This window comes from Methylobacterium tarhaniae, assembly GCF_001043955.1.
In the GTDB taxonomy this organism is placed as follows: Bacteria; Pseudomonadota; Alphaproteobacteria; order Rhizobiales; family Beijerinckiaceae; genus Methylobacterium; species Methylobacterium tarhaniae.
Window position 1 is genome coordinate 15,853 of record NZ_LABZ01000134.1, and the last position, 23,825, is coordinate 39,677.

Here is a 23,825-nt window from a genome sequence, read left to right on the forward strand (position 1 = left end):
TGACGGTGAGGATTCCAGCACCGTCGTGAGCAGCAATGCCGCCCTCGACCCTCTACCGCACCGCCAGCACCTCCACCGGTGGCCCCTGCTCGTCGGTGAACACCCCGGCGGTGAGCGGCCCTCCGAACACCGCGCCGGTATCGAGGTTGGTGCGAGAGGCGCGCAGCTCCGGCCGGCCGTCCCGGGTCGGGGTATGGCCGTGCACGACGTGGCGACCGAAATCGTGGTCCGAGGACAGGAACGGCTCGCGCATCCACAGCCGGGTCTCGCGGTCGCTCGCCTCCGCTCCCCGATCCGGGTCGAGGCCGCCATGGACGTACCAGCGCTGCCCGTCGCCGTGCAAGGTCGGCAGGGCGGCGATCCAGGCGACGATGTCGGCCGGCAGGTCGCGCGGGCGGGTCACGCCGTAGGAGGCGAGCGTCGGGCCGCCGCCGTTGATCCGCCACAGGTCGAGGTTGGATCCGGAAGCCGCGTCGAGCAGCATCGCCTCGTGGTTGCCCATCAGGCAGGTCACCGCCTCCGGCTCGCGGGCCTGGAGGTCGCGTAAGGTGGCCACCGACCCGGCGCTGTCGGGCCCGCGATCGATGGCATCGCCGAGGAAGACCAGGCGGCGCGGCCGTCCGGCGCGGTGTTCCTCGATCCGGCCAAGCAGGCGGACGAGGAGATCCGTGCGGCCGTGGACGTCGCCGATCGCGTAGGTGAGCATGGCCGACCCTCCCTGACGGGCGGCCGCTCCCCGGTCACGCGACCGCGTGCCGATCAGGCGACCGCCTGGACCGGCCGGACAGACCGCACCGCCTCGCCATCGAGGTAGCGCAGGGTGTCGGGGAAACCCATCGGCCGGTGGAAGTGATAGCCCTGCATCAGCTCGAAGCCGAGCCCTTCGAGCAGCCGGGACTGCTCGGCGGTCTCGATCCCCTCCACCACGCAGGCGAGCTTCAGGTTGCGGGCGAGCGCGGCGATCGACGTGACGATGTCGCGGCTGGCCGGATCGGTGGTGATCTCGCTGATGAAGCTGCGGTCGATCTTGAGCTTGTCGAGGGGCAGGCGGTGGACGTAGCTGAGCGACGAGTAGCCGGTGCCGAAATCGTCGAGCGCGATGGAGATGCCGGTGGCCTTCAGGGTCTCAAGCACGGTCTGGGCCTGCGCCACGTCCTGGATCAGCGCGGTCTCGGTCACTTCCAGGATCACCCGCTGGGGCTTCAGGCCGCTCGTCCGGATGGCCGAGACGATGCCGGCGGCGGCCTGCGGCGAGGCGATGTCGGCCATCGACAGGTTGAAGGACAGGGCGACCCGGTCGGGCCATGCCTTCGCGGCGGCGAGCGCCTGGCTGAACAGCACCGCGGTGACGCGGGTGATGAGGCCCGAGCGCTCGGCGATCGGCACGAACACGGAAGGGGAGATCGGGCCGAGCTCCGGGCTCGACCACCGCGCCAGCGCCTCGAAGGCCACGGTGCAGCCGCGCCGCACATCGACGATCGGCTGGAAGACGAGGCTCATCTCCCGGGGCAGGTCGGCATGGCGCAGGGCCTGCTCGATCACGCTCTGGGTGCGCAGCAGCCGCTCGTGCTCCTCGGTGAACAGCACCGCGGCGCCGCGGCTCTGCGCCTTGGCGTAGTACAGGGCGTAATCCGCCCGCTCGACCAGCTGGGCCGCCTTGTGGCCCGCCTCCGGATAGGCGGCGAAGCCGACCGAGGCGCCGATCTGGGCGGTGCCGCCATGCGGCAGCCGGAACGGCGCCGCCAGGGCGCCGCAGATCGTCTCGCCCATCGTCGCGAGGGCGGTCGCACCGCGCAGGACGAGGCCGAACTCGTCGCCGCCGAGGCGCGCCACCACGCCGGCCTCGCCCACCACGTCCTGCAGGCGCCGGGCAGCCTCCTGCAGCACCGCATCGCCGGCGCCGTGCCCGTGGGCGTCGTTCACAGGCTTGAACCCGTCGAGATCGACCAGGCCGACGACGAACGGCTCCGCCCCGGTCTCCGCCTCGCCCGCGGCCCGGTCCAGGGAGGCGAAGAAGCTGCGGCGGTTCGGCAGCTCGGTCAGCGTATCGAGATTGGCGAGGCGCAGGTTCTCCCGGCTCAGGAGCTCGAGCTCGGCCTGCTGTCCGATCAGGCGGGTGAAATCGCGGTCATAGGTGACGATCACGAATGTCAGGGCAGCGCTGACGATCACCAGGGTGAAGCCGATCGCATGCATTGCCTGGTTGTCGAGGCGGCTGACATGCAGGCAGAGGAGACAGGTGACGATCGCCAGTACCAGCAAAGCCGCCGCCCGCAGGTGCCGGAGGCAGAACACGCAGGCGATCGTGGTGGTGCCGACATAGAACAGCGTGTGGGCCTTGGCGTCGGCGCCGCCGTGCTCGAAGAGCGCGCAACCCCAGACCATGGATGCGACCGACAACGCGCCGGCGAGCACGACCGTGAGCCTCAGCTTGGCGGCGGTCCGGGTCTCGTCGACGGGGTGCCCGCGCCGGCGCAGCCGCAGCCCGAGGGAGAGGCCGCACAGGACCAGGATGCTGCCGAGCGGGTAGAGGACGAGCTGATCCGGCGCGACGCCGAGATGGGTGAGCCCCATTGTCGTCGAGTTGATCGCCAAGATGACGTGCAGGAGAGGCACGTGGTTGTGCAGCGCCCGCGCCTGTGCCCGCATCAGGTCCGGTCCTGCGGCCTCGATCCGGAACAGATCGACAATGGTCTGCGTCCTGCGCACTGCGCGTCCACCCTGTCCGGCCCATCCGATCATGGCACCGCACTCTCAGTCAAACATCACGGACGGTTGAATCAAAGGTTACCTAGATGCCCTCGATTAGCGGATGACGGTCAGTGCGAGGCGGAAATCGTCCGCCCCGTATGCCGCCGGACTGGTCGGCCGATGTCACGGGACAAGCGAAACCGCCGATTGGGAATATCCCGGACGAACATGGCGGCGAATCTGTCCTGGACGCGCCGGGACGCAGCGGAAGCCGCGACGCAGACAGGAATGATGTCTTATGACCGGAGGCGGGCTGGCCCGACGGTGCGGTTCCCCTGCGACACGATGTCGTCACGCTCGCTCCGTTTTGCCTCGCGCACCCGGTTGCGGTTTAACCCCGGATGCGGACCGGCCGCGGCACACTCTCCACGGTGGTCCCCGGCAGCGACGGGAGACGCGATCCCTTGACCGACACCGCCTACGCCCTCTTCCTCGACTTCGACGGGACCCTGGTCGAGATTGCCCCCCGCCCCGACGGCGTCGTGGTCCCGCCCGCCCTGCCGCCGGGTCTGGCGCGGCTGCGCGGCCGCCTCGGCGGGGCGCTGGCGCTGGTGACCGGGCGACCGATCGCCACCATCGACGGCTTCCTGGCGCCGGAGCGCTTCGACGTCGCGGGCCTGCACGGGGTCGAGCAGCGCCTGGCCGGCCGTGTCGCCGGCGGCGATCCGGCGGCGCATCCCGCCCTGCGGGCGGGCGTCGACACCCTGCAGCAGGCGGTCGCCGACCTCGACGGCGTGCTGATCGAGGACAAGGGCTGCTCGGTCGCGGTGCATTGGCGCCTCGCGAACGCGGCCGATGCCGCGCGGGCGCAGTCGGCCGCCGCCTCCGTCGCCGGCATCCTCGGCGAGGCCTACCGCCTGCAACAGGGCAAGGCGGTGGCCGAGATCCTGCCCGCCAGCGCCACCAAGGGCCACGCCATCCGGGCCTTCCTGCGCGAGGCGCCCTATGCGGGCCGCCGGGCGATCTTCATCGGCGACGACCTCACCGACGAGAAGGCCTTCGTCCCGGTGAACGAGGATGGCGGGATCACCGTCCGCGTCGGGCCCGGCGACACGGTCGCCCGCCACCGCCTCGCCGATCCGGCGGCGGTGCGGGCGCTGCTCCTCGGCTGGGCCGAGGGCGGCGCCATCGATCCGGCGGCGCTGCCGGCGGCGTGAGGAGAGGTGCCGGCGCGACGGAGAGGACCGACCTATCCGCCGGGCCGGCAATGCTCTAACCCAGGTCCCGACGTCACGCACAGGAACGATCCCGTCGATGCGCCGTTCGCCCTTCTACCTTGTCGGAGCCCTCACGATCGCCATGACCGCCTCAGCCTCCGCCGATTCGTTCGTCACCGCCCCGTCCGGCCTCAAGTACAAGGACGAGGTCGTCGGGACCGGCCCGCAGCCGAAGACCGGGCAGACCGTCAGCGTCCACTATACCGGCTGGCTCTACCAGGACGGCAAGAAGGGCGCGAAGTTCGACAGCTCGCTCGACCGCAAGCAGCCGCTGAACTTCGCGGTCGGCACCGGCCAGGTCATCAAGGGCTGGGACGAGGGCCTGTCGACCATGAAGGTCGGCGGCAAGCGCACCCTGGTGATCCCGCCCGAGCTCGGCTACGGCGCCCGCGGCGCCGGCGGCGTGATCCCGCCGAACGCCACGCTGATGTTCGACGTCGAACTGCTCGGCGTGCGCTGACACCATCCCTCGTCATTCCGGGACCGCGAAAGCGGGACCCGGGATGACACGGAGTGTTTCAGCTCCGTCGATCCGTTGTCGATGTTCCTCAGACCTCCAGCCACTCCCGCCGCACCGCCTCGTTGGCGGAGAGCGCGGCGGGCGTGCCCTCGAACACGACGTGGCCGTGGCCCATCACGTAGAGGCGCTGCGACAGCTTGAGGGCGATGGTCAGCTTCTGCTCGACCAGCAGCACCGCGACGCCGCGGGCGGCGATCTCCCCGATCATCTCGGCGACGCGGGCGACCATCTGGGGCGACAGGCCCTCCGTCGGCTCGTCGATCATGATCAGATCGGGATCGCCCATCAGGGTGCGGCAGATCGTGAGCATCTGCTGCTCGCCACCCGAGAGCACGCCGCCGGGCGTGTCGATCCGCTCCTCCAGCCGCGGAAACAGCCGGAAGATGTCGGCATAGGACCAGCGCCCGCCACGCTTCCCGCTCTTCTCGCCGAGAGCCAGGTTCTGCCGCACCGTGAGCTTGGGGAAGATCGCCCGCTCCTCCGGCACGTAGCCCAAGCCCCGGCGGGCGACGGCGTAGGGTTTGAGGCCGGCGATCGGCTGGCCCTTGAAGCGGATCTGCCCGCGGGGCGGCACGTCGCCCATGATCGCCTTGAGCGTCGTCGAACGCCCGACGCCGTTGCGGCCGAGGATCGACACGATCTCGCCGGCCCCGACCCGGAAGCTCACCCCCTGGAGGATGTGGCTCTTGCCGTAATAGGCGTGCAAATCCTCGACCTCGAGGAGGGCGGGTGCGGTGGCGGCAGCCACCGCCGGCATCGCGAGGGCGGCGCTCACGCGGCCTGCTCCCCGGTGGCGACGCCCAGATAGGCTTCCTGCACGGCGCGGTTCTCCCGGATGCGGGCTGGCGTGTCGGTGGCGATGATCCGGCCGTAGACCAGCACCGAGATGCGGTCGGCGAGCCCGAACACCACCGCCATGTCGTGCTCGACCATCACCAGCGTGCGGCCCGTGGTGACCTCGCGGATGAGCTGGGTCGCGTGCTCGCTCTCGCTGTGGCTCATCCCGGCCATCGGCTCGTCGAGGAGGATGACCTTGGCATCGCTGGCGATGGCGATGCCGATCTCCAGCGCCCGCTGGTCGGCATAGGCCAGCAATCCGGCCGCCACGGATGCGCGGTGGCCGAGGCGGATGCGAGAGAGAATCTCTTCCGTGCGCTCGGCGACGCCGGGCAGATTCTCGACCCCGCGCCAGAAGGACGGGCCGTGCCCCATCGCCCGCAGCACCGCGCAGCGCACGTTCTCCCACACGCTGAGCTTGGGGAAGATGTTGGTGACCTGGAAGCTGCGGGCGAGGCCGGCCCGGTTGATCGCCGCCGGGCGCCAGCCGGTGATGTCCCGGCCTTCCAGCTTGATCGTGCCGCTCGTCGGCGCGAAGCGGCCGCTGATCAAGTGGAACAGGGTCGACTTGCCGGCACCGTTCGGTCCGATGATGGCGTGGCGCTCGCCCACCGGCACCGAGAGATCGACGCCGTTGATGATCTTGGCCGGGCCGAAGCTCTTGTGGACGCCGGACAATTCGATCGCGGGGGCACTCATGCCAGCTTCTCCTTGGCGGCGTCGGAGGCCTCGTGCCAGGCCGCGGCGACCCGCGGCAGCACGGCTCTCAAGGCGAGCCCGCCCCCGACCGCCATCGCGCCGGCCACGATCCAGGGCAGGATGTGGGCGGCATCGAAGGGGACGCCGATCAGGCTCATCTCGGTGCCGTCGCTCGCCTTGACCAGCACCCGGAACGCCATCTCGATCAGCGCGATCACGCCGGCCAGCAGGAGGAGGAACGGCCCGAGCGCCAGGAGGTAGGCCGGCAGGAGCCGGTGAGCGGTGCCGGCCCGGACGAGCGGCCCGTGCATGAGGGCGAGGCCCGCAATGCCGCCGGGGGCGAACATCACGATGGCGATGAACAGGAGCCCGAAATAGAGCTGCCAGACTTCCGTTAGGTCGCTGAGCGAGACCTGGAGCAGCGTCACCACCACGGCGCCGACGACCGGGCCGACGAAGGTGCCGATGCCGCCGATGAAGGTCGCGAGCAGCACGACGCCGGATTGGTGCACCCCGAGATAGGCCGAGTTGGCGATCTCGAAGTTGATGCCCGCGAGCGCGCCGGCGACGCCCGCGAACATCGCCGAGAGGCAGAAGGCGGTGATGCGGATCGCCTGCGGCTCGTAGCCCAGGAACTCGACCCGCTCCGGGTTCTCGCGCACGGCGTTGCACAGGCGCCCGAGCGGCGTGCGGGTGATCGCGTACATTGCCACCGCACAGATCAGGCACCAGGCGGCGATCAGGTAGTAGACCTGGATCTGCGGTCCGAAGTTGAGGTCGAACATCCGCAGCATCTTGGTGCGGTTGGCGGTGATGCCCTCCTCGCCGCCGAAGAAGCTGTGCAGGATGTGCGAGCCCGACGAGACCAGCTCGGCGATGCCGAGCGAGATCATGGCGAAGACGGTGCCGGCGCGCCGGGTCGAGATCGCCCCGAACAGGATGCCGAAGGCGAGGCCGGCGAGACCGCCGACCACGGGCATCAGCGGCAAGGGCACGGGCAGGCGCAACGACGCCACGAGGTTCATCGCGTGGACGGTGAAGAAGGCGCCCAGGCCGTAATAGACCGCATGGCCGAAGGACAGGAGCCCGGTCTGGCCGAGCAGCATGTTGTAGGACAGGGAGAACACCACCATGATGCCCATCAGGCTCATCATGGTCAGCGCCGTGCCGCTGGTGAAGACCAGCGGCGCCGCGACCAGGATTCCGGCGGCGAGGATCCAGGGCAGCACCTGCGCGGCCAGCCCCGCTCCCCGCGGGCGGATCGACGGGCGGGCGCCGGCCTTCGCCCACTCCCCGGACGGCGCGATGTCGGCGAGGTCGCTCATGCTTCGCGGTTCCCGAGCAGGCCGGTCGGCCGCGCGATCAGCACGAGGACCAGCAGGAGATAGGGGATGATCGGCCCGACCTGGGCGATCGTCACGTTCCACAGGTCGCCCAGCACACCGCCCGAGGGCGCCGCCTCGATGCCGATGGCCTGGAAGACGCTGGCGACCGACACGTCGAGCGAGATCGCAAAGGTCTGCACCAGCCCGATCAGCAGGGAGGCCGCGAAGGCACCGGTGAGCGAGCCGAGGCCACCGACCACCACGACCACGAACAGGATCGGCCCGAGCAGGCCCGCCATATTGGCCTGGGTCACGAGCGCCGGCCCGGCGATGACGCCCGCCACGGCGGCGAGACCCGTACCGACGCCGAAGACCAGCATGAAGACCTTGGGCACGTCGTGGCCGAGCATCGCCACCATGTTGGGATGGGTCAGCGCCGCCTGGATGATCAGCCCGACCCGGGTGCGGGTCAGGGCGGCCAGGAGGGCGATGAAGATCGCCACCGAGATCACCAGCATGAACAGCTTGTAGGCCGGGTAGTTGGTGCCGAAGACCGTGAAGGCCGGGAAGTCGAGCACCGCCGGCACGCGGTAATCGACCGGCAGCTTGCCCCACACCATCTGCACCACCTCCTCGATCACGTAGGCGAGGCCGAAGGTGAAGAGCAGTTCCGGCACGTGGCCGTGGCGGTGGACGTTGCGCAGGCCGTAGCGCTCGACGAGGGCCCCGAGGCCCCCGACCACCAGCGGAGCGGCGACGAGACCGACCCAGAAGCCGGTGAAGCGGCTGATCTGGTAGCCGAAGAACGCGCCCAGCATGTAGAAGCTGGCATGGGCGAAGTTGAGCACGCCCATCATGCTGAAGATGAGGGTCAGGCCGCTCGCCATCAGGAAGAGCAGCATCCCGTAGAGCACGCCGTTCAGCGTCGAGACGATCACGAGTTCGAGCACGCGGGGTCTCCTGCCGGTGCGAGGCGCCGAGATGGCGGGTGCGTGGTGGGAAGCGCCCACCGGGTTCACGGGAAACCGACTCCAAGCGCTTGATGTTACAGTCGGAGCTTTCAGCGCGGGATCCCCTTCCCCGCGTGGAGAAGGGACCCGCGCCAATGCGAACACCGTCTTCGACGGCTGCAACGGCTCAAGACAATCGCCGCCTCGTTTCATCCGCATCGGACGGCGAAGCCGGTGAAGACTCCGAGATTCCCGGAGCCCTCCTTCAAGGCTGCTGCAAGCAGCGGCACCTCAGGATGAGGGTGTGGAGTGGGAAAGCTTGACCCAGAAGCTTGACCTATGTGCGGCCCCCGCCGGATCGGGGTGCCGGCCTCCCCGCCTCAGCTCGGCCGGTCCATCTTGCAGGTGGTGGGCAGCAGGGTGTCCTTGGCCTCGACCACGCCGTCACCGGTCCAGCCCCAGCCGGTATTCTCGCTGTCGAGGACCTTCGACGTATCGACCGGGCCGAAGCGCGAGATGTAGATGGGCTGGAAGATCTGGTGGTCGTCCGGCCGGATGAAGCTGTCCTTGCCGTAGAGCGTGTCGTTGTGGATCGCATCCATCGCCTTGGCGATGGCCTTCGGATCGGTGGACTTGGCGGCAAGCGTCGCCTTCGCCAGGACGTTCATCAGGTTGACGACGCGCGGATAGGTCAGTTCCTGGCCGGTCTTGGCGCGGAACGCGGTCTCGAAGTCGTGGCCGGCCTTGTAGTCGATGTTGGCGTAGCCCTCGGAGATCTGGAACACCCGATCGGGGAGGTTGGCCTGCTTGATCGCCGTCGGCCCGCCGCTGCCGCCGCCGTAATAGGTGTAGAAATGCGCCTGGAGCCCCGCATCGCCGGCGGCCTTCAGCAGCAGCGCCATGTCCTGCGCCCAGTTGCCGGTGATCACCGTATCGGCGCCGGAGGCCTTGATCTTGGCGATGTAGGGCGAGAAGTCGTTGACCTTCTGCAGCGGCGCCACCTCGTCGCCGACGATCTGGATATCGGGCCGCTTCTCCTTCAGCATCGCCCGGGCCGCCGCGCGCACCGCCTGGCCGTGCGAGTAGTCCTGGTTGATCAGGTAGACCTTTTTGATCTCCGGCTTGCCCTTGATGTAGTTGGTCAAGGCCGCCATCTTGATGTCGGAATTGGCGTCGAACCGGAAGTGCCAGTAATTGCACTTGGCGTTGGTCAGCGCCGGATCGACTGCAGCATAGTTGAGGTACAGGATCTCCTTGCCGGGATTGCGGTCGTTGTACTTGCCGACGAAATCGATCAGCGCGGCGCCGACCGAGGAGCCGTTGCCCTGCACCACCACGCGGGCGCCGGAATCGATCGCCTTCTGAAGCTGGACCAGGCTCTCCTGCGGGTTGAGCTTGTTGTCGTAGCCCGTCACCTCGAGCTTCAGGTCCGGGTTCTTGGCGTTGAGCTGCTCGGCCATGAACTGGAAGGTCTTCAGCCCGGCTTCGCCGGTGCTGGCCCCGCCGCCGGAGAGGGGATCGACGAAGGCGATCTTCAGGCTCATCGGCGCGGCGAGCGCGGTCGAGGCGGCCAAAGCCACGAGGCCGGCAGCCGTGATGCGCGCGAGGGTCTTGACCAAGGCGTCCTCCTGGGATGGCGTTCCCGAATTCTTGCTGGCGCGCCGCGTTCGGCGTCGCCGGGGGTCCTGGCCCCGTTGACCTGACACTGCCTCCCCGTCCGGGACCGGTCAAGACGCGAAATGACGATCCGCATCGCGAAACATGTTGCCGAGCCGGCGCCGGATCGTCACCTTATGGCGGCCTGGGACAAGCGCCGGAAACAGAGGCGCTGGGGGGAGGCGGCAGCATGGCACAGGCGATGGCGGCGCATGCCGGCGCGATCAGGCAGGATCCCGCGGAAGCGGAGGACGGCGACCGTCAATTCGTCACCGCGCTCGCCCGCGGCCTCCAGGTCCTGCGCGCCTTCCGGGACGCGGCGGAGATGCTGGGCAACCGCGAGATCGCATCCCGCACCGGCCTGCCCAAGCCCACCGTCTCACGCCTGACCCATACGCTCCTCTCCCTCGGCTACCTGGTGCACGACCCGGAGGGCGAGCGCTACGGCCTCGGTCCCGCGGTGCTGGCCCTGAGCGCCGCCTTCCTGCGCCAGAACTCCTTCCCGCAGATGGTGAAGCCCTTCCTGCAGGACCTCGCCACGGCGGTGCAGGCGCATGTGGCGCTCGGCCTCCTCGACGGGCTGTCGAGCGTCTACGTCCAGCTCTGGCGCGGCCAGGGCCAGCGCATCGTGCTGTCGAGCGAGGTGGGCTATCGCCTGCCCCTCGCCCGCAGCGCCATGGGCATGGCGACGCTGTCGAGCCTCGACGAGGCGGAGCGGACCGCGCTCATGGCCCGGCTGCGCCGCGACGGCGCCGATGCGGGGCGGCTGGAGCAGACCTATCGCCGCTGCGCCGCCGAAATCGCCGAGCACGGCTTCTGCGTCGGCATCGGAATCTGGCACCAGGACATCAACGCCGTCGCGGCCCCGATCCAGGCCCCCGGCGGGCGGGGCCAGTTCGCCCTCAACATCAGCGGCCCGGCCTTCCTGCTCACCGAGGAGGTCCTGCGCCAGGAAACCGGCCCGAAGCTGATGGAGACGATCGAGCGCATGCGGGCGCTCGGGATCGTCGACTGACGGATCATCCCTCGTCCAGGCCCGCGAACCACGCCGCGTAGGGCGTGTTGCGGGCGAGGTGCCGGGTATAGTCCGGCGCCCCGTCCGTCCACCAGGGCGGGCCGCGCTCGCCGAGGCCGTGCTTGGCCGCATCGACCGCCGCGCGCGCCCTCGCCAGGGCCGCGCCGCCCTCCCCTTTCGCGTCGCGCACCGCGCGGCGGGCCCGCATCAACTCCCGCACCAGGGCTTCGCGCCGCTCCGCCGGCAGGCCCGGATCGGAGCGGCGCCACAGCCGCCCGCGCACCACGATGTAGCGCCCGTCCGGCGTGGTCGGGACAGTCTTTCCCGGCATCACCGTCAGCCCGGCACTTGTGCCCGATGTCTTGAGAGGACGTTAAACCTTCGCGCGCAACCTCGTCGCGGGAAGCGGGAGTGGGTCCTCCCGCCTGAGGGCGCCATGCACATCGTCGTCGTCGATCCGAGCCGGGTGGTGCTCAAGGTCATCAGCGGGCTCCTGACGCCCCGCGGCCATACCGTGGATACGTTCACGGATTCGCGCGAAGCGCTCGATTTCATCACCGACAACGCGTCGGTGACCGCCCTGATCACCAGCCTCGAGGTCCGCCCCCTCGGAGGCCTGGAGCTGTGCTGGTCGGCCCGGCTGCTCGCGGACGCGCACCGGCCGCTCTACATCATCACCATGTCCTCGGCCCGCAACGCCCGCAATCTCGCGGAGGCGCTGGACAGCGGCTCGGACGACTTCATCGACAAGCCGCCGGGCCCGGAAGAGCTCTACGCCCGCCTGCGGGCGGCCGAGCGCATGACCGGGATGCAGCGCGAGCTGATCCGGCTGGCCGAGGCCGACGCGCTGACCGGGCTCCTCAACCGCCGCGCCTTCCTGCAGCGGGTCGGCGATGTCGCCGGCCGGGCCGGCGCCCATGGCCGGCTGTCGATGATCCTGGTCGACATCGACCACTTCAAGGCCATCAACGACCAGCACGGCCACGATGTCGGCGACACGGCGATCCGGGGCGTCGCCGCGGAGCTGCTGACGGAGGCCGGCGGCATCGCCGGGCGCCTCGGCGGCGAGGAATTCGCCCTCGCGCTTCCCGGACGCACCCTGGAGGAGGCCGAGGCCGCCGCCGGCCGCCTGCGGCTGCGCTGCACCCAGCTGCGCTTCAAGGGCCAGCGCGGCCCGGTGCAGCTCACCGCGAGCTTCGGTGTCAGCGCCTGGTCGGAAGGCGAGACCGTGGGCGGCCTGCTCAAGCGCGCCGACATCGCCCTCTACGAGGCCAAGAGCACCGGGCGCAACCGGGTCGTGTCGGCGGCCACCGACCTGATCCTGGCGCGGGCGGGGTGAGCCCCACGCGTCCCGCTCCGCCGGTCCGGCCTGACCCAATGCGGGAAAATACCGAGGCCCGCGTTCCAAAGTGATGCGGAAGGGCGGGGCCGGTCTCCTCCCGTCCCGGCCCCGCCCGGATCCCGATGCTGCGACATCCCGCCGCGGAGTCGGTCTACCTAGGCATTCCTCCCCTTCGGACGTGCCGTTCCGCCGCCGCGGGATCGCGCCGGGGCGGCTCTCCCTCCGCCGATGTGGAACGGGGCTTGATCAGTCTTCTCCGTAGGCACCGCGCCTGTATCGCGCTGGGACGGAGGGAAGCCGCATGAGTGACGCCGTCAGGGTTCTGATCATCAACGAGCCGTCCGATCTGGGCGCCGCCTTCCGGGCGACGCTGGAACACAGCCCGGCCTTGCGGACGGTGGACGAGGACGACCTGCAGGAACCGGGCACGGCTTGCGTCGTCCTGGCCTTCGCACCCGAATACGGGCCGGAGGCGGTGGCCGCCCTGCGCGAGCGGGCGCCGGAAGCCCGGATCCTGGTGGCGTTCCAGGCCGCCGGCGCGGCGGAGATCGGCCGGTTCGCGGCGGCCGGAGCCGACGCCTTCGTGGCGCGCTGCGCTGCTCCGCACGACATCTGCGCGACGATCCTGGCGCTCGCCCACGACTTGCCGCTGCACGACGACGAGACGGAGGTTGCGGCCCCCGAGGCGGTGGCCGAGAGCCTGGGGCTCACCCCGCGGGAGGCGGAGGTGCTGCGCTTCCTCAGCGCCGGCTTCAGCAACAAGGAGGTGGCGCGCCGCCTCACGGTGAGCGTGCGCACCGTCGAGACCCACCGGCTCAACCTGCGCCGCAAGACCAAGACCGGCCGGCTCAAGGACCTGGTGCAGCTCGCCCGGCAGATCGGCCTGGCGCCGGTGCTGGAAGGCGAAGCCCGGCCCCTGCGGCGCATCGACCACGAGGCGCACCGCGCCGCCTCCCATTGAGGGGCGGCGCGGGATCGGGCGGTCCTGAAGCGACCGCCATCACCGTGCCGGCCGGATCAGGCGGCCTTGCGAGACGCTGCCTTGCCGGACCGTGACGGGCCGCCCTTGACCGAGCGTCCCTTGCCCGGCTCCGTGACCGTCTTGGAAGGGCTCTTCGAAGAACCCTTGGAACGGCCCTTCGGGCGCGCCTTCCCCGCTCCGGTCTTCGCCTCCCGCTCCGCCCGGGCGAGGCGGCCCTGGAGCAGGCCGAGCACCGCCGTCTCCTCGGGCCGCAGGGACCCGATCTCGTCGCGGAGCGCCGCCTGGACCTCGTCCTTGACCTGGAGCAGCAGCTCGCCTTCGAGGTAGCAGCCCAGGATCTCCGGGTGGACGTAGCACTTGCGGCAGATCGTCGGCGTGTTGCCGAGCCGCTCGGCCACCCGCTCGATCGCCGCGCGCACGTTGCGCTTGGCCACCGCCTGGGTGTCGAAGGATTCGAACTCGCGCAGGGCCATGGCGGCCAGCACCGTGCCGGACCAGGTCCGAAAATCCTTGGCGGTGATGTCGCGCCCGGTGATCTCGCGGAGATACGCGTTCACGTCGGCCGAGGTCACGTCCCGCTGCACCCCGTCCTCGTCGAGGTACTGGAACAGCTCCTGTCCCGGCAGGTCCTGGCAGGCCTTGACGATCTTGGCCACCCGCCGGTCGTGGACCGCCAGCTCCCAGACCTTGTTGCTCTTACCCTTGAAACGAAACTTGAGTTCCCTCCCCTCGACCTTGACATGCGGGTCGCGCAGGGTGGTGAGGCCGTAGCTCTTGTTCTGCTTGGCGTAGTCGTCGTTGCCGACCCGGATCAGGGTGGTCTCGAGCAGGTGAACCACCGTGGCGAGCACCTTCTCGCGGGGCAAGCCGCGCCGGCCCATATGCTCCTGCACCGTCCTGCGGATGCCCGGCAGCACCTCCGCGAAGGTCATCATGTGGGCGAACTTGGTGCTCTCCCGGGCCTGGCGGAAATCCGGGTGGTAGCGGTACTGCTTGCGGCCGCGGGCGTCGCGCCCCGTAGCCTGGATATGGCCGTTGGCGTGGCGGCAGATCCAGACGTCGGTATAGGCCGGCGGGATCGCCAGGGCCTTGATCCGCGCCAGCGCCGCCGCGTCCCGCACCCGTGCGCCCTCGGGATCGACATAGGCGAAGCCGCGCCCGTTGCGCTTGCGGCGATAGCCGGGCTCCTCGTCGCTGACGTAAGCAAGGCCCGCCTCGCGGGCGGCGTCGCGGGTGTCGACGCGATCCTCGGCGGGAGAGGCCGCCATCTCGGGATCCGACAGCATGGGCTTCACGACCTCACGGTGCTCAGGTCGGACTCAACCGGCGCGCGGCCCCGCCGGTTCCTACCGGCATGGGGTATGGCGGCGCCGTTTCCCCGCGCGGCGGCAGGCTGTAGGGAGGGCTCTCGACGAGCGGGAGAGACCGGTGCAGCCACGGGACGACGGCGGAGCGGAGAAGGGGGCGCATGTCGCCTTCGTGGTCACCGAGGATTGGTTCTTCGCCTCGCATTTCCTGCCGATGGCGCGCGCCGCCGTGGCGGCCGGCCACACCGTCTCGGTCGTCACCCGCGTGCGGGCGCATCGGGACGTCATCGTGGCGACCGGCGCCCGGGTGGTGGCGCTGGAAGCCGAGCGGTCGAGCCTCAACCCGATGGCGGCGGGCTATGCCGCCGGCCAGCTCGCGGCGATCCTGAAGGCCTTGAGGGCCGACATCGTCCATTGCGTCGCGCTGCGCGGCATCCTGGTCGGCGGAGCGGCGGCGATGCTCGCCGGCATCCCGTCGCGGGTCTACGCGCTGACCGGCCTCGGGCTGATCGGCGCCCGGCAGGACCGGGCCGGGCGCCTCGCCCGCACCGGCCTCCGCCTCCTGATCCGCGGCCCGCTCGAGACCGCCCGCACCCGCTACCTGTTCGAGAACCCGGACGACGTCAGGCTGCTCGGCCTCGACCCGGAGAGCCCTCGCGTCGCGATCGTCGGCGGCGCCGGCATCGACCCGGAGGCGTGGGTGCCCTCCCCCCTGCCACCGCAGCCCCCCCTGAGGATCGCGCTGACCGCCCGGATGCTGTGGTCGAAAGGGATCGATACCGCGGTGGCGGCGGCCCGCCTCGCGCAGAATGACGGTGTCGACCTGGACCTGGCGCTCCACGGTGCCCCCGACCCCTCGAACCGCCGCGCAATTCCCGAGGCCACCCTGCGGGACTGGTCGCGGGACGGCGTCACCTGGCACGGTCCCACCGACGACGTCGCCGGGGCGCTGGCCCGGGCCCACGTCGCCTGCCTGCCCTCGCGGGGGGGCGAGGGGCTGCCGCGGGCCTTGCTCGAAGCCGCCGCCAGCGGCCGGGCGATCCTCACCACCGACGTTCCGGGCTGCCGGACCCTGGTGCGGGACGGGATCGAGGGGCTGGTCGTGCCGCCGGACGATCCCAAGGCGCTGGCCGCCGCGATGGTGCGGCTCGCCGCCGACCCCGCCCTCGTCGCCCGGATGGGGGCGGCGGCCCGCGCCCGGGTGCGGGAGGGCGGCTTCACCGAGGCGGCGGTGACCGACCGCGTCCTGCGGCTCTACGCGGAGCTTGCCTGATGGACGCGATCGCCTTCATTCGCGCCCATACGGCGCTCCGGCCGGTGCCGCATGCCCCGGCGATCCGCCTGCACGTCGCCGACGAGGCGACGGAATTGTGGGGCCGCACCGAGGAGGAACTGGGCGAGATCGGCCTGCCGCCGCCCTTCTGGGCCTTCGCCTGGGCCGGCGGCCAGGCGCTCGCGGCCTACGTGACGAACCATCCCGAGACGGTCGCCGGTGCGCGGGTGCTCGATTTCGCCTCCGGCTCCGGCCTCGTCGCCATCGCGGCGGCGATGGCGGGCGCGCGATCCGTCGAGGCGAGCGACCTCGATCCCTTCGCGCTGGCGGCGATCGGCCTCAACGCCGCCGAGAACGGCGTCGCCGATCGCATCGTCGCGCAAGCCGCCGACCTGATCGGCCGCGACGAGGGCTGGGATTGCGTGCTCGCCGCGGACATCTTCTACGAACGCGACCTCGCCGGACGGGTCGGCGACTGGCTCGCCGGCCTCCACGCCCGCGGCGCCCGGGTGCTGCTCGGCGATCCCGGCCGGGCCTACCTGCCGAAGGACCGGCTGGAGACCCTCGCAACCTATGAGGTGCCGGTGACCCGGGCGCTGGAGGATGCCGAGATCAAGCGGACGGGGGTGTGGCGGTTCCGGGGGTGAGCACATCGACCTCGCGGGTCTCAGCCAACGGTCGAACGACAACGCCCCTCGGTTCCGGTCTTGAATTTTCGCCGGGCCCCGAATGTCCAGGGCCTGGAGGTCTGGGCTTGGCATCGACGATCGAGATGGATCGGCGTCGATGGTTCAGCGTCTTAAGCTGTCGGTGTTCAACGCAAAAAGCCCGGCCGTGAGGCCGGGCTCCGCTCCGCCGTAAGGGCGGATGGTCGAGACTAGAAGCCGTTGAACTTATAGTTCAGGCCGGCGCGGACCACCGCGAACTCGCTCTCGCGACGGCTCTGGGCGCCGCTGACCACGACCACGCCCGGCGACGCCGTGGTGATCAGGGTGCCGGCGTTGTTGACGGCGAAGGCGCCGCCCAGACCACCGCGGTCCATGTTCACGTAGAGGCCCTCGACCTTCACGGTCACGGCGTTCGAACGGAAGAAGTTCAGGAACGAGTCGGTGGGCAGGGCGTACTCGACGCCGCCGCCGACGGTCCAGCCGGTCTGGAAGTCGTCGGAAGAGCGGTTCGGCAGGCCGAAATCGCGACCGCCGCCGGCGCCGTAGGCGAAACCGCCGGTGGCGTACACGAGGGTGCGGTCCCAGGCGTAGCCGAGACGGCCACGGACGGTGCCGAAGAAGTCGAGGCCCGAGACGCCGGTCGGGTTGAACACCGACTGGGCAGCGCAGCACGGCACGGTGCCGACATACGAGAACCGGTTCCGGTCACGGCCGAAATCGGCGTACTGGGCGTCGGCCTCGATGCCGACGACGATGCCCGAGCCCGGGGTGAACTGGTAGTTGTAGCCGATCTGGCCGCCGCCGACGAAGCCGTCGGTGCTGTTGCGGTTGCCGAAGGCGAGGACGCCCGTGCCCGGGACGCCGCCCGGACCGGCGCCGATCAGGCCGGTGCGGTTGTCGATGCCGACGACGGTCGCGCCGCGGTTCTCAGCGGTGTTGAAGCCGTAGCCAGCGTTGAAACCGGCGTAGAAGCCCGTCCAGGTGAAGACCGGAACCGGCGTGAACACCGGCGGCGGGGCCACGCGGCGCGGCAGGTCGGCGGCCGAGGCAGCCGCGGACAGGCCGACGAGGGCCACGGAGGCGAGGAGGATCTTCTTCATTGTCTTGCTGGTCCTGATTGGCGAGAGCCGGCGCGCTTCTATCCCCGGTCGGTCACCCGGTCTGTCGCATTCCTGCAACGAGGACAGGGTTTACCCCCCCACCCGTCAACGAAACGTGAATCACCGGCGACCACGGACGCGAAAAATCGAGCGAGGATGGCGACCTGGCATTAACCATGATGCGCCGGCCTCCCTCCGGGACGACTCCGCTGAGGAACCGCAATGGAGGCTTTCGTGGATGGGCCCGCGCCACTTTCTCCGCTCCGGTGCACCTCGTTCCTGATCCGGCACAGCGGGAGAATGGCGCCGGGCGTCGTTGCGGCAGGCCTGGCTGCGACGCACTCCCTCGACTCGCGCAAGCCCGAGACGGGCCCCTCCCCCGAGGCGGTCGCCTCACAGCGGCGCACGGCCTCGGCCGCGACGACCGGATCGATCGCCGGCCCGGCCTCAGACCGCGGAGGAGCGGCCCCGCCCGACCGGGACGCGCGCCCCCTTGCTCACCGACAAATCACGGTCAGCCCTTGACAAATGGACCCGCATCGGGCGTGTCCTGCGGGCGGTCGCGTGCCCGACGCGACGGAGCAATGGCGTGAACGTCCCACCTCGGCGCTTCCGGCGCGGGACAGGCTACGAAGCGACTTTGCATCCCGGCCGTTGCCGCGACGGTGTCTTACGCGCCGGCCCGATCCGCCCGCGCGCAACGGTTCTCTTCAGGATGTCATTCGCCGAACTGGGTTTAAGCGAGAAGGTCCAGCAGGCCGTCGAGGCTGCGGGCTACACCACGCCGACCCCGATCCAAGCCCAAGCCATTCCACACGTGCTCGCGCGCCGCGACGTCCTGGGCGTCGCCCAGACCGGCACCGGCAAGACGGCGGCGTTCACGCTGCCGATGCTCACGATGCTCGAACAGGGCCGAGCCCGGGCGCGGATGCCGCGCACGCTCGTGCTCGAACCAACTCGCGAGCTCGCCGCGCAGGTCGTCGAGAACTTCGAGCGCTACGGCACCAACCACAAGCTCAACGTGGCGCTTCTGATCGGCGGCGTCTCGTTCGCCGACCAGGACCTCAAGATCACCCGCGGCGTCGACGTGCTGATCGCGACCCCCGGGCGGCTCCTCGACCATTTCGAGCGCGGCAAGCTGCTGCTCAACGGCGTCGAGCTGCTGGTCATCGACGAGGCCGACCGGATGCTCGACATGGGGTTCATCCCCGATATCGAGCGGATCGTGAAGCTGGTGCCGTTCACGCGCCAGACGCTGTTCTTCTCGGCGACGATGCCGCCGGAGATCCAGCGCCTCGCCGACGACTTCCTGCACAATCCGGTCCGCATCGAGGTGGCCCGCCCGGCCTCGACGGCCAGCACCATCACCCAGCGCCTGGTCGCGACGGGCCCCGAGGGGCACCAGAAGCGCAAGGTCCTGCGCAAGCTGATCCGCGCCGCCGAGGAGCTGAACAACGGCATCATCTTCTGCAACCGCAAGCGCGACGTCGCGCAGCTGCAGAAGTCGCTGTCGAACCACGGCTTCAACGTCGCGGCCCTGCACGGCGACATGGACCAGCGCGCCCGCATGGCGGCGCTCGACGCGTTCCGCTCCGGCGAGGTGCCGCTGCTCGTGGCCAGCGACGTGGCCGCCCGCGGCCTCGACATCCCGGCGGTGAGCCACGTCTTCAATTTCGACGTACCGCACCACGCCGAGGATTACGTCCACCGGATCGGCCGCACCGGCCGGGCGGGCCGTGCCGGCGCCGCCTTCACCCTGGTCGGCCGGGGCGACGAGAAGTCGCTCGCCGCGATCGAGACGCTGATCGGCCAGCCGATCGCCTGGGCGGAGGGCGATCTCGCCAGCCTGCCCGAGGACGAGGCCGGTGAACCGGGCGAGCGTCGTAGCCGGGGCGGCCGCGGCCGTCGCGACGAGGGACGCCGCGAGGAACCGCGCCGGGATGACGGACGCCGGGACGAGACCCGCCGCCGCCGCGCCCGCGGTCCCCGGCCCGACGAGGCCGCGGCCCCGCCGCGCCGCAACGGCGAGGCGCCCCGGCCTCAGGAGGAGCGGCGCCCTGTGCAGGACGAGCGGGCTTCGCCCGGCCGGCGCAACGACCGGGGCCGCCATCGCGACGACGACGCGATGCCCGAGGCCGAGATCGGCATGGGCGCTCACGTTCCCGCGTTCCTGCTACGGCCGGTTGTACTGAAAAAGCGCAAAGAGAGCGAGTAGACGCTATATTTCTCACGTGCCCGGGACTCTTGCGCGCACGCTTTAACTGCTTCTCCACGGACCGACCCTACAAGTCGGGGGGAGGCGCCGGCACGAAGCCGGCGCCCAGCGCGGAGACGTTCGATGCCTGACCTGAGCAGCGCCGAGCTTGATCGGAGCTTCCTGTTCGGTCAGCGGGCGATGGAGCTGATGAAGGCGTACAGCTCGCCGGCGACGCCGCGCAGCTACGCCGTCTGGTACACCTACGTCGCCGGCTTGAACCCGCAGCTCAACGAGGCCGTGAAGCGGGTCACCGCCGAGCGCGGGGTGCTCGCCGACAAGACCATCGACCAGCTCTTCGAGACCTATCTCGACGGCCGCCGGCTCTCGACCGAGACCGAGCGGGCGAGCACCGGGGTGCTGGCCGAGATCGAGCAGATCATGGAGATGCTCGACGCGGCACTCGGCTCCACGGCGCGCTACGGCGCCTCGCTGCAGGCCTTCAGCCAGGACCTCGCCGCCCCGGCCGTGAACCGGGCCCGGGTGCGGGAGATCGTCTCCTCGCTCGTCGTCACCACCCGGGACGTCGCCGCCAACAACCGCACCCTCGAGGCGCGGATGCGCGAGAGCCGCAACGAGATCGAGACCCTGCGCGAGACCCTCGAGGCGGTGCGCGTCGAGTCCCTGACCGATCCGCTCACCGGCATCGGCAACCGCAAGCATTTCGAGGAGATGCTGCGCAAGGCCGTCGACCACGCCGCGGTGCAGGGCCAGCCGGTCTGCCTGATCGTGCTCGACATCGACCACTTCAAGCGCTTCAACGACCTCTACGGCCACCTCACCGGCGACCAGGTGCTGCGCCTGGTGGCGATGACCATGCGCGAGTGCGTCGAGACGCGGACCACCATCGCGCGGTTCGGCGGCGAAGAATTCGGGATCATCCTGCCGGACAGCGACCGGCTCGATGCGCGGGAGGTGGCCGAGAAGGTTCGCACCAGCGTGATGGGCCGCGAGCTGGTCAAGCGCTCGACCGGCGAGAGCCTCGGGCGGATCACCATCTCGGTCGGCGTCGCGGTCTACCGGCGCGGCGACACCGCGGTGTCGCTGCTGGAGCGGGCCGATCACTGCATGTTCACGGCCAAGAGGTCGGGCCGCAACCGGGTGATCGACGACGCCGTTCCGGTCGAGACCATGAACGACGTCGCCTGATCCCCCTCCCCGCGGGGGCCGCGCTCCGGCGCCCGCCGGAGTGCCGACCTGTCCTCAGGCGTGGGCGGCGGCCAGGGCGTTCGGGTCGGCGGGCGTGATCGCGACCGATTCGCCGCAGCCGCAGGCCGAGGTCTGGTTGGGATTGTTGAACACGAATTGCGACGCGAGCTTCGTGGTCTGGAAGTCCATCTCGGTACCGAGTAGGAACAGCACCGCCTTCGGATCGATGAAGACGCGGACGCCCTTGTCCTCGATCATGTCCTCGCCGGGCTTGCGCTCCTCGGCATATTCCATCGTGTAGCTCATCCCGGCGCAGCCGCCGTTCTTGACCCCGACGCGCAGGCCCGCGATGGGGCGCTCGGCGTCGGCCATGATGCCCTTGATCCGCTCGGCGGCGGCGTCCGTCAGCGACATCACCTTGAAGCTCGGTGCCATTGTCAAAACTCTCTCCGACGGCCGGGTTCAAGGCCCGGGCGGTTGAGGCGTGAGGTTACGTCTCGGAAGATAAGCATCCCATGGCCCGCGGTCCACCGCAGGCCGTGATGGGATGGGAGGCGACGATGGCGGATGCAGCGCGCCGGCGAATGACGCCGGAGGAGTTCTTTCGCTGGCAGGAGGGACAGGAGGAGCCGTCCGCACGCGTCGACGGCATTCCGGTTCCGCAGCACCGGATGATGACCGGGGTCAGCGTGCAGCATGACCGGGTGACGGTGAACGTCATCATCACGTCGGGCGATCAGCTTCGCGGCTAGCGCTGCCGGCCGACGACCGGCGACGTGTCGCTGCGGACCAGCATCACCACGATCCGCCGGCCCCACGTCACGGTCGAGTACGGCGAGATGGTCTACGACACCCACGAGGCCAGCGAACCGCGCCTCGTCGTCGAGGTCGCCGCCCCCTCCACGACCGCCGTCGACCGGACGGTGAAGCTGGAGGAGTACAAGCGCCATCCTGCTCCTCGAGACCGTGGCGCCGGTCGCCCTCCTCTACCGCCGCGAGGCGGAGGGCTGGCAGCCGGAGCTGTTCGAGGGCCTGGACGCAGTGATTGATCTGCCGGAGCTCGGCGCGCGGCCGGGGCTCGCCGAAACCTACGACGGTCTCACCGTCCCAACCCGCATCACCGACGCGATGCGTTGATCCGGATCACCACATGTCGAGGGCGATGCGGGCCTCGTCGGACATCCGGCTCTGGTCCCACGGCGGGTCGAACACCATGGTGACGCTGCACCCGGCGACGCCCGGCACCGCCGAGACGGCGTTCTCGACCCAGCCGGGCATCTCGCCGGCCACCGGGCAGCCCGGCGCGGTCAGGGTCATGTCGATGGCGACGGTGCGGTCGTCGGCGATGTCGACGCGGTAGATCAGGCCGAGCTCGTAGATATCGGCCGGGATCTCGGGATCGTAGACGGATTTCAGCGCCGCCACGATGCCGTCGGTCAGCCGGTCCAGTTCCTCCGGCGGGATCGCCGAGGCGCTCACCTGCGGGGAATTCGCGCCGCTCACGGCGGCTGGTGTGTCAGTCATGCGCGGTTCCTCACGCGAACATCCGCTCGGCCCGGGTCAGGGCCGCGACAAGGGCGTCGATCTCCGCCGTCGTATTATACAGGCCGAACGAGGCGCGACAGGTGGAAGTGGTGCCGAAGCGCTTGAGCAGCGGCATGGCGCAGTGGGTGCCGGCCCGCACCGCGACGCCCTGGCGGTCGATCACCGTCGCGACGTCGTGGGCATGCGCGCCCTTCATCTCGAAGGAGATCACCGCGCCCTTGTCCTTCGCGGTGCCGATGATCCGCAGGCTGTTCATGCCGCGCAGCCGCTCCTGCGCGTAAGTCAGCAGGTGCGCCTCGTGGGCGGCGATGCGCTCGCGACCGAGGCTCATCATGAATTCGAGCGCCGCGCCGAGCCCGATCGCCTCAATGATCGCCGGGGTGCCGGCCTCGAAGCGGTGCGGGGGCGCGTTGTAGGTGATGCGCTCCTCCTCGACGATCTCGATCATCTCGCCGCCGCCCTGGTAGGGGGGCAGGCGCTCCAGCCACTCCTTCTTGCCGTAGAGCACGCCGATCCCGGTCGGCCCGTAGACCTTGTGGCCGGTGAAAACGAAGAAGTCGCAATCGAGGGCCTGGACGTCGATCGCCTGGTGCACCGCGCTCTGGGCGCCGTCGAGCAGCACCGGCACGCCGCGCTCGTGGGCGATGCGGACGATCTCCTCGGCCGGCGTGATCGTGCCGAGCACGTTCGACATGTGGCTGATCGCCACCATCTTGGTCCTGGGCGAGAACAGCTTCTCGAACTCCTCGACCAGGAAGTTGCCCTCGTCGTCGACGGGGGCGAATTTCAGCACGGCGCCGCGGCGCTCGCGCAGGAAGTGCCAGGGCACGATGTTGGAATGGTGCTCCATGATCGACAGGATGATCTCGTCACCCTCGCCGATCAGCCCGGCCCAGCCCATGCAGGTCGCCACGAGATTGTAGGCCTCGGTGGCGTTGCGGGTGAAGATGATCTCGTCGGTGGAGCGGGCGTTGAGGAATTGGCGCGTCGTCTCGCGGGCGCCCTCGAAGCCTTCCGTTGCCGCATTCGCCATGAAGTGCAGGCCGCGATGCACGTTGGCGTAGGCCGTCTCCATCGCCCCCGACATGGCGTCGATCACCGCCCGCGGCTTCTGCGCCGAGGCGGCGTTGTCGAGATAGACCAGCGGCTTGCCGTAGACCTGCTGCGACAGGATCGGGAATTGCGCCCGGATCGCCTCGACGTCGTAGGGGGTCTGAAGGACGGGTGCGTTCATG

The 23,825-nt window shown here is 70.1% G+C and carries 24 protein-coding genes; 11 read left to right on the top strand and 13 right to left on the bottom strand.

The features are described 5' to 3' along the window. Positions 1-52: 52 nt before the first annotated feature. Together VQ03_RS19065 and VQ03_RS19070 are read right to left on the bottom strand one after the other, a co-directional pair. Positions 53-706 (bottom strand): metallophosphoesterase family protein, encoded by a 654-nt coding sequence (locus tag VQ03_RS19065; RefSeq protein ID WP_048452478.1) that lies wholly within the window; start codon positions 704-706, stop codon positions 53-55. Between the two features lie 53 nt (positions 707-759). Next, positions 760-2,709 (bottom strand): putative bifunctional diguanylate cyclase/phosphodiesterase, encoded by a 1,950-nt coding sequence (locus tag VQ03_RS19070; RefSeq protein WP_053078660.1) that lies wholly within the window; start codon positions 2,707-2,709, stop codon positions 760-762. A 446-nt stretch (positions 2,710-3,155) separates the two neighbouring features. Here VQ03_RS19070 and otsB point away from each other — a divergent pair, with 446 nt between their 5' ends. Then, the gene (gene otsB, locus VQ03_RS19075) at positions 3,156-3,908 is read left to right on the top strand and encodes a trehalose-phosphatase (protein ID WP_048452480.1); all 753 of its coding nucleotides are present in this window, start codon (positions 3,156-3,158) and stop codon (positions 3,906-3,908) included. A gap of 97 nt (positions 3,909-4,005) precedes the next feature. After that, positions 4,006-4,428, top strand: a complete 423-nt coding sequence (locus tag VQ03_RS19080) for an FKBP-type peptidyl-prolyl cis-trans isomerase (protein ID WP_048452481.1) — start codon at positions 4,006-4,008, stop codon at positions 4,426-4,428. Positions 4,429-4,516: 88 nt separating this feature from the next. Here the strand turns inward: VQ03_RS19080 and VQ03_RS19085 are convergent, their stop codons facing one another. From VQ03_RS19085 to VQ03_RS19105, 5 genes are all read right to left on the bottom strand, one after another. Further along, positions 4,517-5,245: an ABC transporter ATP-binding protein gene (locus VQ03_RS19085; protein ID WP_048452520.1), complete on the bottom strand. Its 729-nt coding sequence runs from the start codon at positions 5,243-5,245 to the stop codon at positions 4,517-4,519. 14 nt (positions 5,246-5,259) lie between these two features. Then, positions 5,260-6,024, bottom strand: a complete 765-nt coding sequence (locus VQ03_RS19090) for an ABC transporter ATP-binding protein (protein ID WP_048452482.1) — start codon at positions 6,022-6,024, stop codon at positions 5,260-5,262. Further along, positions 6,021-7,349, bottom strand: coding sequence for a branched-chain amino acid ABC transporter permease (locus VQ03_RS19095; protein ID WP_048452483.1), 1,329 nt, complete (start codon positions 7,347-7,349; stop codon positions 6,021-6,023). The genes VQ03_RS19090 and VQ03_RS19095 overlap by 4 nt, the downstream gene beginning before the upstream one ends. Continuing rightward, the gene (locus VQ03_RS19100; RefSeq protein ID WP_048452484.1) at positions 7,346-8,299 is read right to left on the bottom strand and encodes a branched-chain amino acid ABC transporter permease; all 954 of its coding nucleotides are present in this window, start codon (positions 8,297-8,299) and stop codon (positions 7,346-7,348) included. Before VQ03_RS19100 ends, VQ03_RS19095 begins: the two co-directional genes overlap by 4 nt. A gap of 380 nt (positions 8,300-8,679) precedes the next feature. Further along, entirely contained in the window at positions 8,680-9,918 is a 1,239-nt protein-coding gene (locus tag VQ03_RS19105) for a branched-chain amino acid ABC transporter substrate-binding protein (RefSeq protein WP_048452485.1), read from the bottom strand. A 227-nt stretch (positions 9,919-10,145) separates the two neighbouring features. On the opposite strand from VQ03_RS19105, the gene VQ03_RS19110 reads away from it, so the two are divergent. Continuing rightward, on the top strand, positions 10,146-10,970 hold the full coding sequence (locus VQ03_RS19110; protein ID WP_048452486.1) for an IclR family transcriptional regulator: 825 nt from the start codon (positions 10,146-10,148) through the stop codon (positions 10,968-10,970). 4 nt (positions 10,971-10,974) lie between these two features. Here VQ03_RS19110 and VQ03_RS19115 read toward each other — a convergent pair whose 3' ends face one another. Then, positions 10,975-11,301 (bottom strand): hypothetical protein, encoded by a 327-nt coding sequence (locus VQ03_RS19115; protein WP_048452487.1) that lies wholly within the window; start codon positions 11,299-11,301, stop codon positions 10,975-10,977. Between the two features lie 105 nt (positions 11,302-11,406). On the opposite strand from VQ03_RS19115, the gene VQ03_RS19120 reads away from it, so the two are divergent. Both VQ03_RS19120 and VQ03_RS19125 read left to right on the top strand, forming a co-directional pair. Then, the gene (locus tag VQ03_RS19120; protein WP_048452488.1) at positions 11,407-12,309 is read left to right on the top strand and encodes a GGDEF domain-containing response regulator; all 903 of its coding nucleotides are present in this window, start codon (positions 11,407-11,409) and stop codon (positions 12,307-12,309) included. 304 nt (positions 12,310-12,613) lie between these two features. Continuing rightward, complete coding sequence (locus VQ03_RS19125; protein WP_048452489.1) at positions 12,614-13,273, top strand: helix-turn-helix transcriptional regulator; 660 nt, start codon at positions 12,614-12,616, stop codon at positions 13,271-13,273. Positions 13,274-13,329: 56 nt separating this feature from the next. On the opposite strand, the gene VQ03_RS19130 is transcribed toward VQ03_RS19125, so the two are convergent. Next, positions 13,330-14,580: a DNA topoisomerase IB gene (locus tag VQ03_RS19130; RefSeq protein WP_048452490.1), complete on the bottom strand. Its 1,251-nt coding sequence runs from the start codon at positions 14,578-14,580 to the stop codon at positions 13,330-13,332. Positions 14,581-14,722: 142 nt separating this feature from the next. Between VQ03_RS19130 and VQ03_RS19135 the strand changes: the two genes are divergently transcribed. After that, positions 14,723-15,874, top strand: coding sequence for a glycosyltransferase family 4 protein (locus VQ03_RS19135; protein WP_048452491.1), 1,152 nt, complete (start codon positions 14,723-14,725; stop codon positions 15,872-15,874). Beyond that, on the top strand, positions 15,874-16,521 hold the full coding sequence (locus tag VQ03_RS19140) for a class I SAM-dependent methyltransferase (protein WP_048452492.1): 648 nt from the start codon (positions 15,874-15,876) through the stop codon (positions 16,519-16,521). The genes VQ03_RS19135 and VQ03_RS19140 overlap by 1 nt, the downstream gene beginning before the upstream one ends. A 230-nt stretch (positions 16,522-16,751) precedes the next feature. Here VQ03_RS19140 and VQ03_RS19145 read toward each other — a convergent pair whose 3' ends face one another. Further along, complete coding sequence (locus VQ03_RS19145; RefSeq protein WP_048452493.1) at positions 16,752-17,642, bottom strand: outer membrane protein; 891 nt, start codon at positions 17,640-17,642, stop codon at positions 16,752-16,754. 715 nt (positions 17,643-18,357) lie between these two features. Here VQ03_RS19145 and VQ03_RS19150 point away from each other — a divergent pair. Both VQ03_RS19150 and VQ03_RS19155 read left to right on the top strand, forming a co-directional pair. Next, entirely contained in the window at positions 18,358-19,857 is a 1,500-nt protein-coding gene (locus tag VQ03_RS19150; protein WP_048452494.1) for a DEAD/DEAH box helicase, read from the top strand. A gap of 123 nt (positions 19,858-19,980) precedes the next feature. Continuing rightward, positions 19,981-21,045, top strand: a complete 1,065-nt coding sequence (locus VQ03_RS19155; RefSeq protein WP_048452495.1) for a GGDEF domain-containing protein — start codon at positions 19,981-19,983, stop codon at positions 21,043-21,045. Positions 21,046-21,099: 54 nt separating this feature from the next. Here VQ03_RS19155 and sufA read toward each other — a convergent pair whose 3' ends face one another. Next, entirely contained in the window at positions 21,100-21,480 is a 381-nt protein-coding gene (sufA, locus tag VQ03_RS19160; protein WP_048452496.1) for a Fe-S cluster assembly scaffold SufA, read from the bottom strand. 125 nt (positions 21,481-21,605) lie between these two features. On the opposite strand from sufA, the gene VQ03_RS34685 reads away from it, so the two are divergent. Both VQ03_RS34685 and VQ03_RS34690 read left to right on the top strand, forming a co-directional pair. Next, positions 21,606-21,797, top strand: coding sequence for a hypothetical protein (locus VQ03_RS34685; RefSeq protein WP_245292137.1), 192 nt, complete (start codon positions 21,606-21,608; stop codon positions 21,795-21,797). Between the two features lie 214 nt (positions 21,798-22,011). Further along, a complete protein-coding gene (locus VQ03_RS34690; protein WP_245292138.1) occupies positions 22,012-22,182 on the top strand; it encodes a hypothetical protein in 171 nt (56 codons plus the stop codon). Between the two features lie 6 nt (positions 22,183-22,188). On the opposite strand, the gene VQ03_RS19170 is transcribed toward VQ03_RS34690, so the two are convergent. Both VQ03_RS19170 and VQ03_RS19175 read right to left on the bottom strand, forming a co-directional pair. After that, a complete protein-coding gene (locus tag VQ03_RS19170; RefSeq protein ID WP_048452497.1) occupies positions 22,189-22,569 on the bottom strand; it encodes an SUF system Fe-S cluster assembly protein in 381 nt (126 codons plus the stop codon). Between the two features lie 10 nt (positions 22,570-22,579). Continuing rightward, a complete protein-coding gene (locus VQ03_RS19175) occupies positions 22,580-23,824 on the bottom strand; it encodes a cysteine desulfurase (RefSeq protein ID WP_048452498.1) in 1,245 nt (414 codons plus the stop codon). Position 23,825 lies beyond the last annotated feature (1 nt).

What these genes read in the sequence shown, in the direction of transcription:
- VQ03_RS19065 (WP_048452478.1), bottom strand. Translation starts at nt 706, where the DNA reads ATGCTCACCTACGCGATCGGCGACGTCCACGGCCGCACGGATCTCCTC.
- VQ03_RS19080 (WP_048452481.1), top strand. Translation starts at nt 4,006, where the DNA reads ATGCGCCGTTCGCCCTTCTACCTTGTCGGAGCCCTCACGATCGCCATG.
- VQ03_RS19085 (WP_048452520.1), bottom strand. Translation starts at nt 5,245, where the DNA reads ATGCCGGCGGTGGCTGCCGCCACCGCACCCGCCCTCCTCGAGGTCGAG.
- VQ03_RS19090 (WP_048452482.1), bottom strand. Translation starts at nt 6,024, where the DNA reads ATGAGTGCCCCCGCGATCGAATTGTCCGGCGTCCACAAGAGCTTCGGC.
- VQ03_RS19095 (WP_048452483.1), bottom strand. Translation starts at nt 7,349, where the DNA reads ATGAGCGACCTCGCCGACATCGCGCCGTCCGGGGAGTGGGCGAAGGCC.
- VQ03_RS19110 (WP_048452486.1), top strand. Translation starts at nt 10,146, where the DNA reads ATGGCACAGGCGATGGCGGCGCATGCCGGCGCGATCAGGCAGGATCCC.
- VQ03_RS19115 (WP_048452487.1), bottom strand. Translation starts at nt 11,301, where the DNA reads ATGCCGGGAAAGACTGTCCCGACCACGCCGGACGGGCGCTACATCGTG.
- VQ03_RS19120 (WP_048452488.1), top strand. Translation starts at nt 11,407, where the DNA reads ATGCACATCGTCGTCGTCGATCCGAGCCGGGTGGTGCTCAAGGTCATC.
- VQ03_RS19125 (WP_048452489.1), top strand. Translation starts at nt 12,614, where the DNA reads ATGAGTGACGCCGTCAGGGTTCTGATCATCAACGAGCCGTCCGATCTG.
- VQ03_RS19130 (WP_048452490.1), bottom strand. Translation starts at nt 14,580, where the DNA reads ATGCTGTCGGATCCCGAGATGGCGGCCTCTCCCGCCGAGGATCGCGTC.
- VQ03_RS19140 (WP_048452492.1), top strand. Translation starts at nt 15,874, where the DNA reads ATGGACGCGATCGCCTTCATTCGCGCCCATACGGCGCTCCGGCCGGTG.
- VQ03_RS19145 (WP_048452493.1), bottom strand. Translation starts at nt 17,642, where the DNA reads ATGAAGAAGATCCTCCTCGCCTCCGTGGCCCTCGTCGGCCTGTCCGCG.
- VQ03_RS19150 (WP_048452494.1), top strand. Translation starts at nt 18,358, where the DNA reads ATGTCATTCGCCGAACTGGGTTTAAGCGAGAAGGTCCAGCAGGCCGTC.
- VQ03_RS19155 (WP_048452495.1), top strand. Translation starts at nt 19,981, where the DNA reads ATGCCTGACCTGAGCAGCGCCGAGCTTGATCGGAGCTTCCTGTTCGGT.
- sufA (WP_048452496.1), bottom strand. Translation starts at nt 21,480, where the DNA reads ATGGCACCGAGCTTCAAGGTGATGTCGCTGACGGACGCCGCCGCCGAG.
- VQ03_RS34685 (WP_245292137.1), top strand. Translation starts at nt 21,606, where the DNA reads ATGGCGGATGCAGCGCGCCGGCGAATGACGCCGGAGGAGTTCTTTCGC.
- VQ03_RS19170 (WP_048452497.1), bottom strand. Translation starts at nt 22,569, where the DNA reads ATGACTGACACACCAGCCGCCGTGAGCGGCGCGAATTCCCCGCAGGTG.
- VQ03_RS19175 (WP_048452498.1), bottom strand. Translation starts at nt 23,824, where the DNA reads ATGAACGCACCCGTCCTTCAGACCCCCTACGACGTCGAGGCGATCCGG.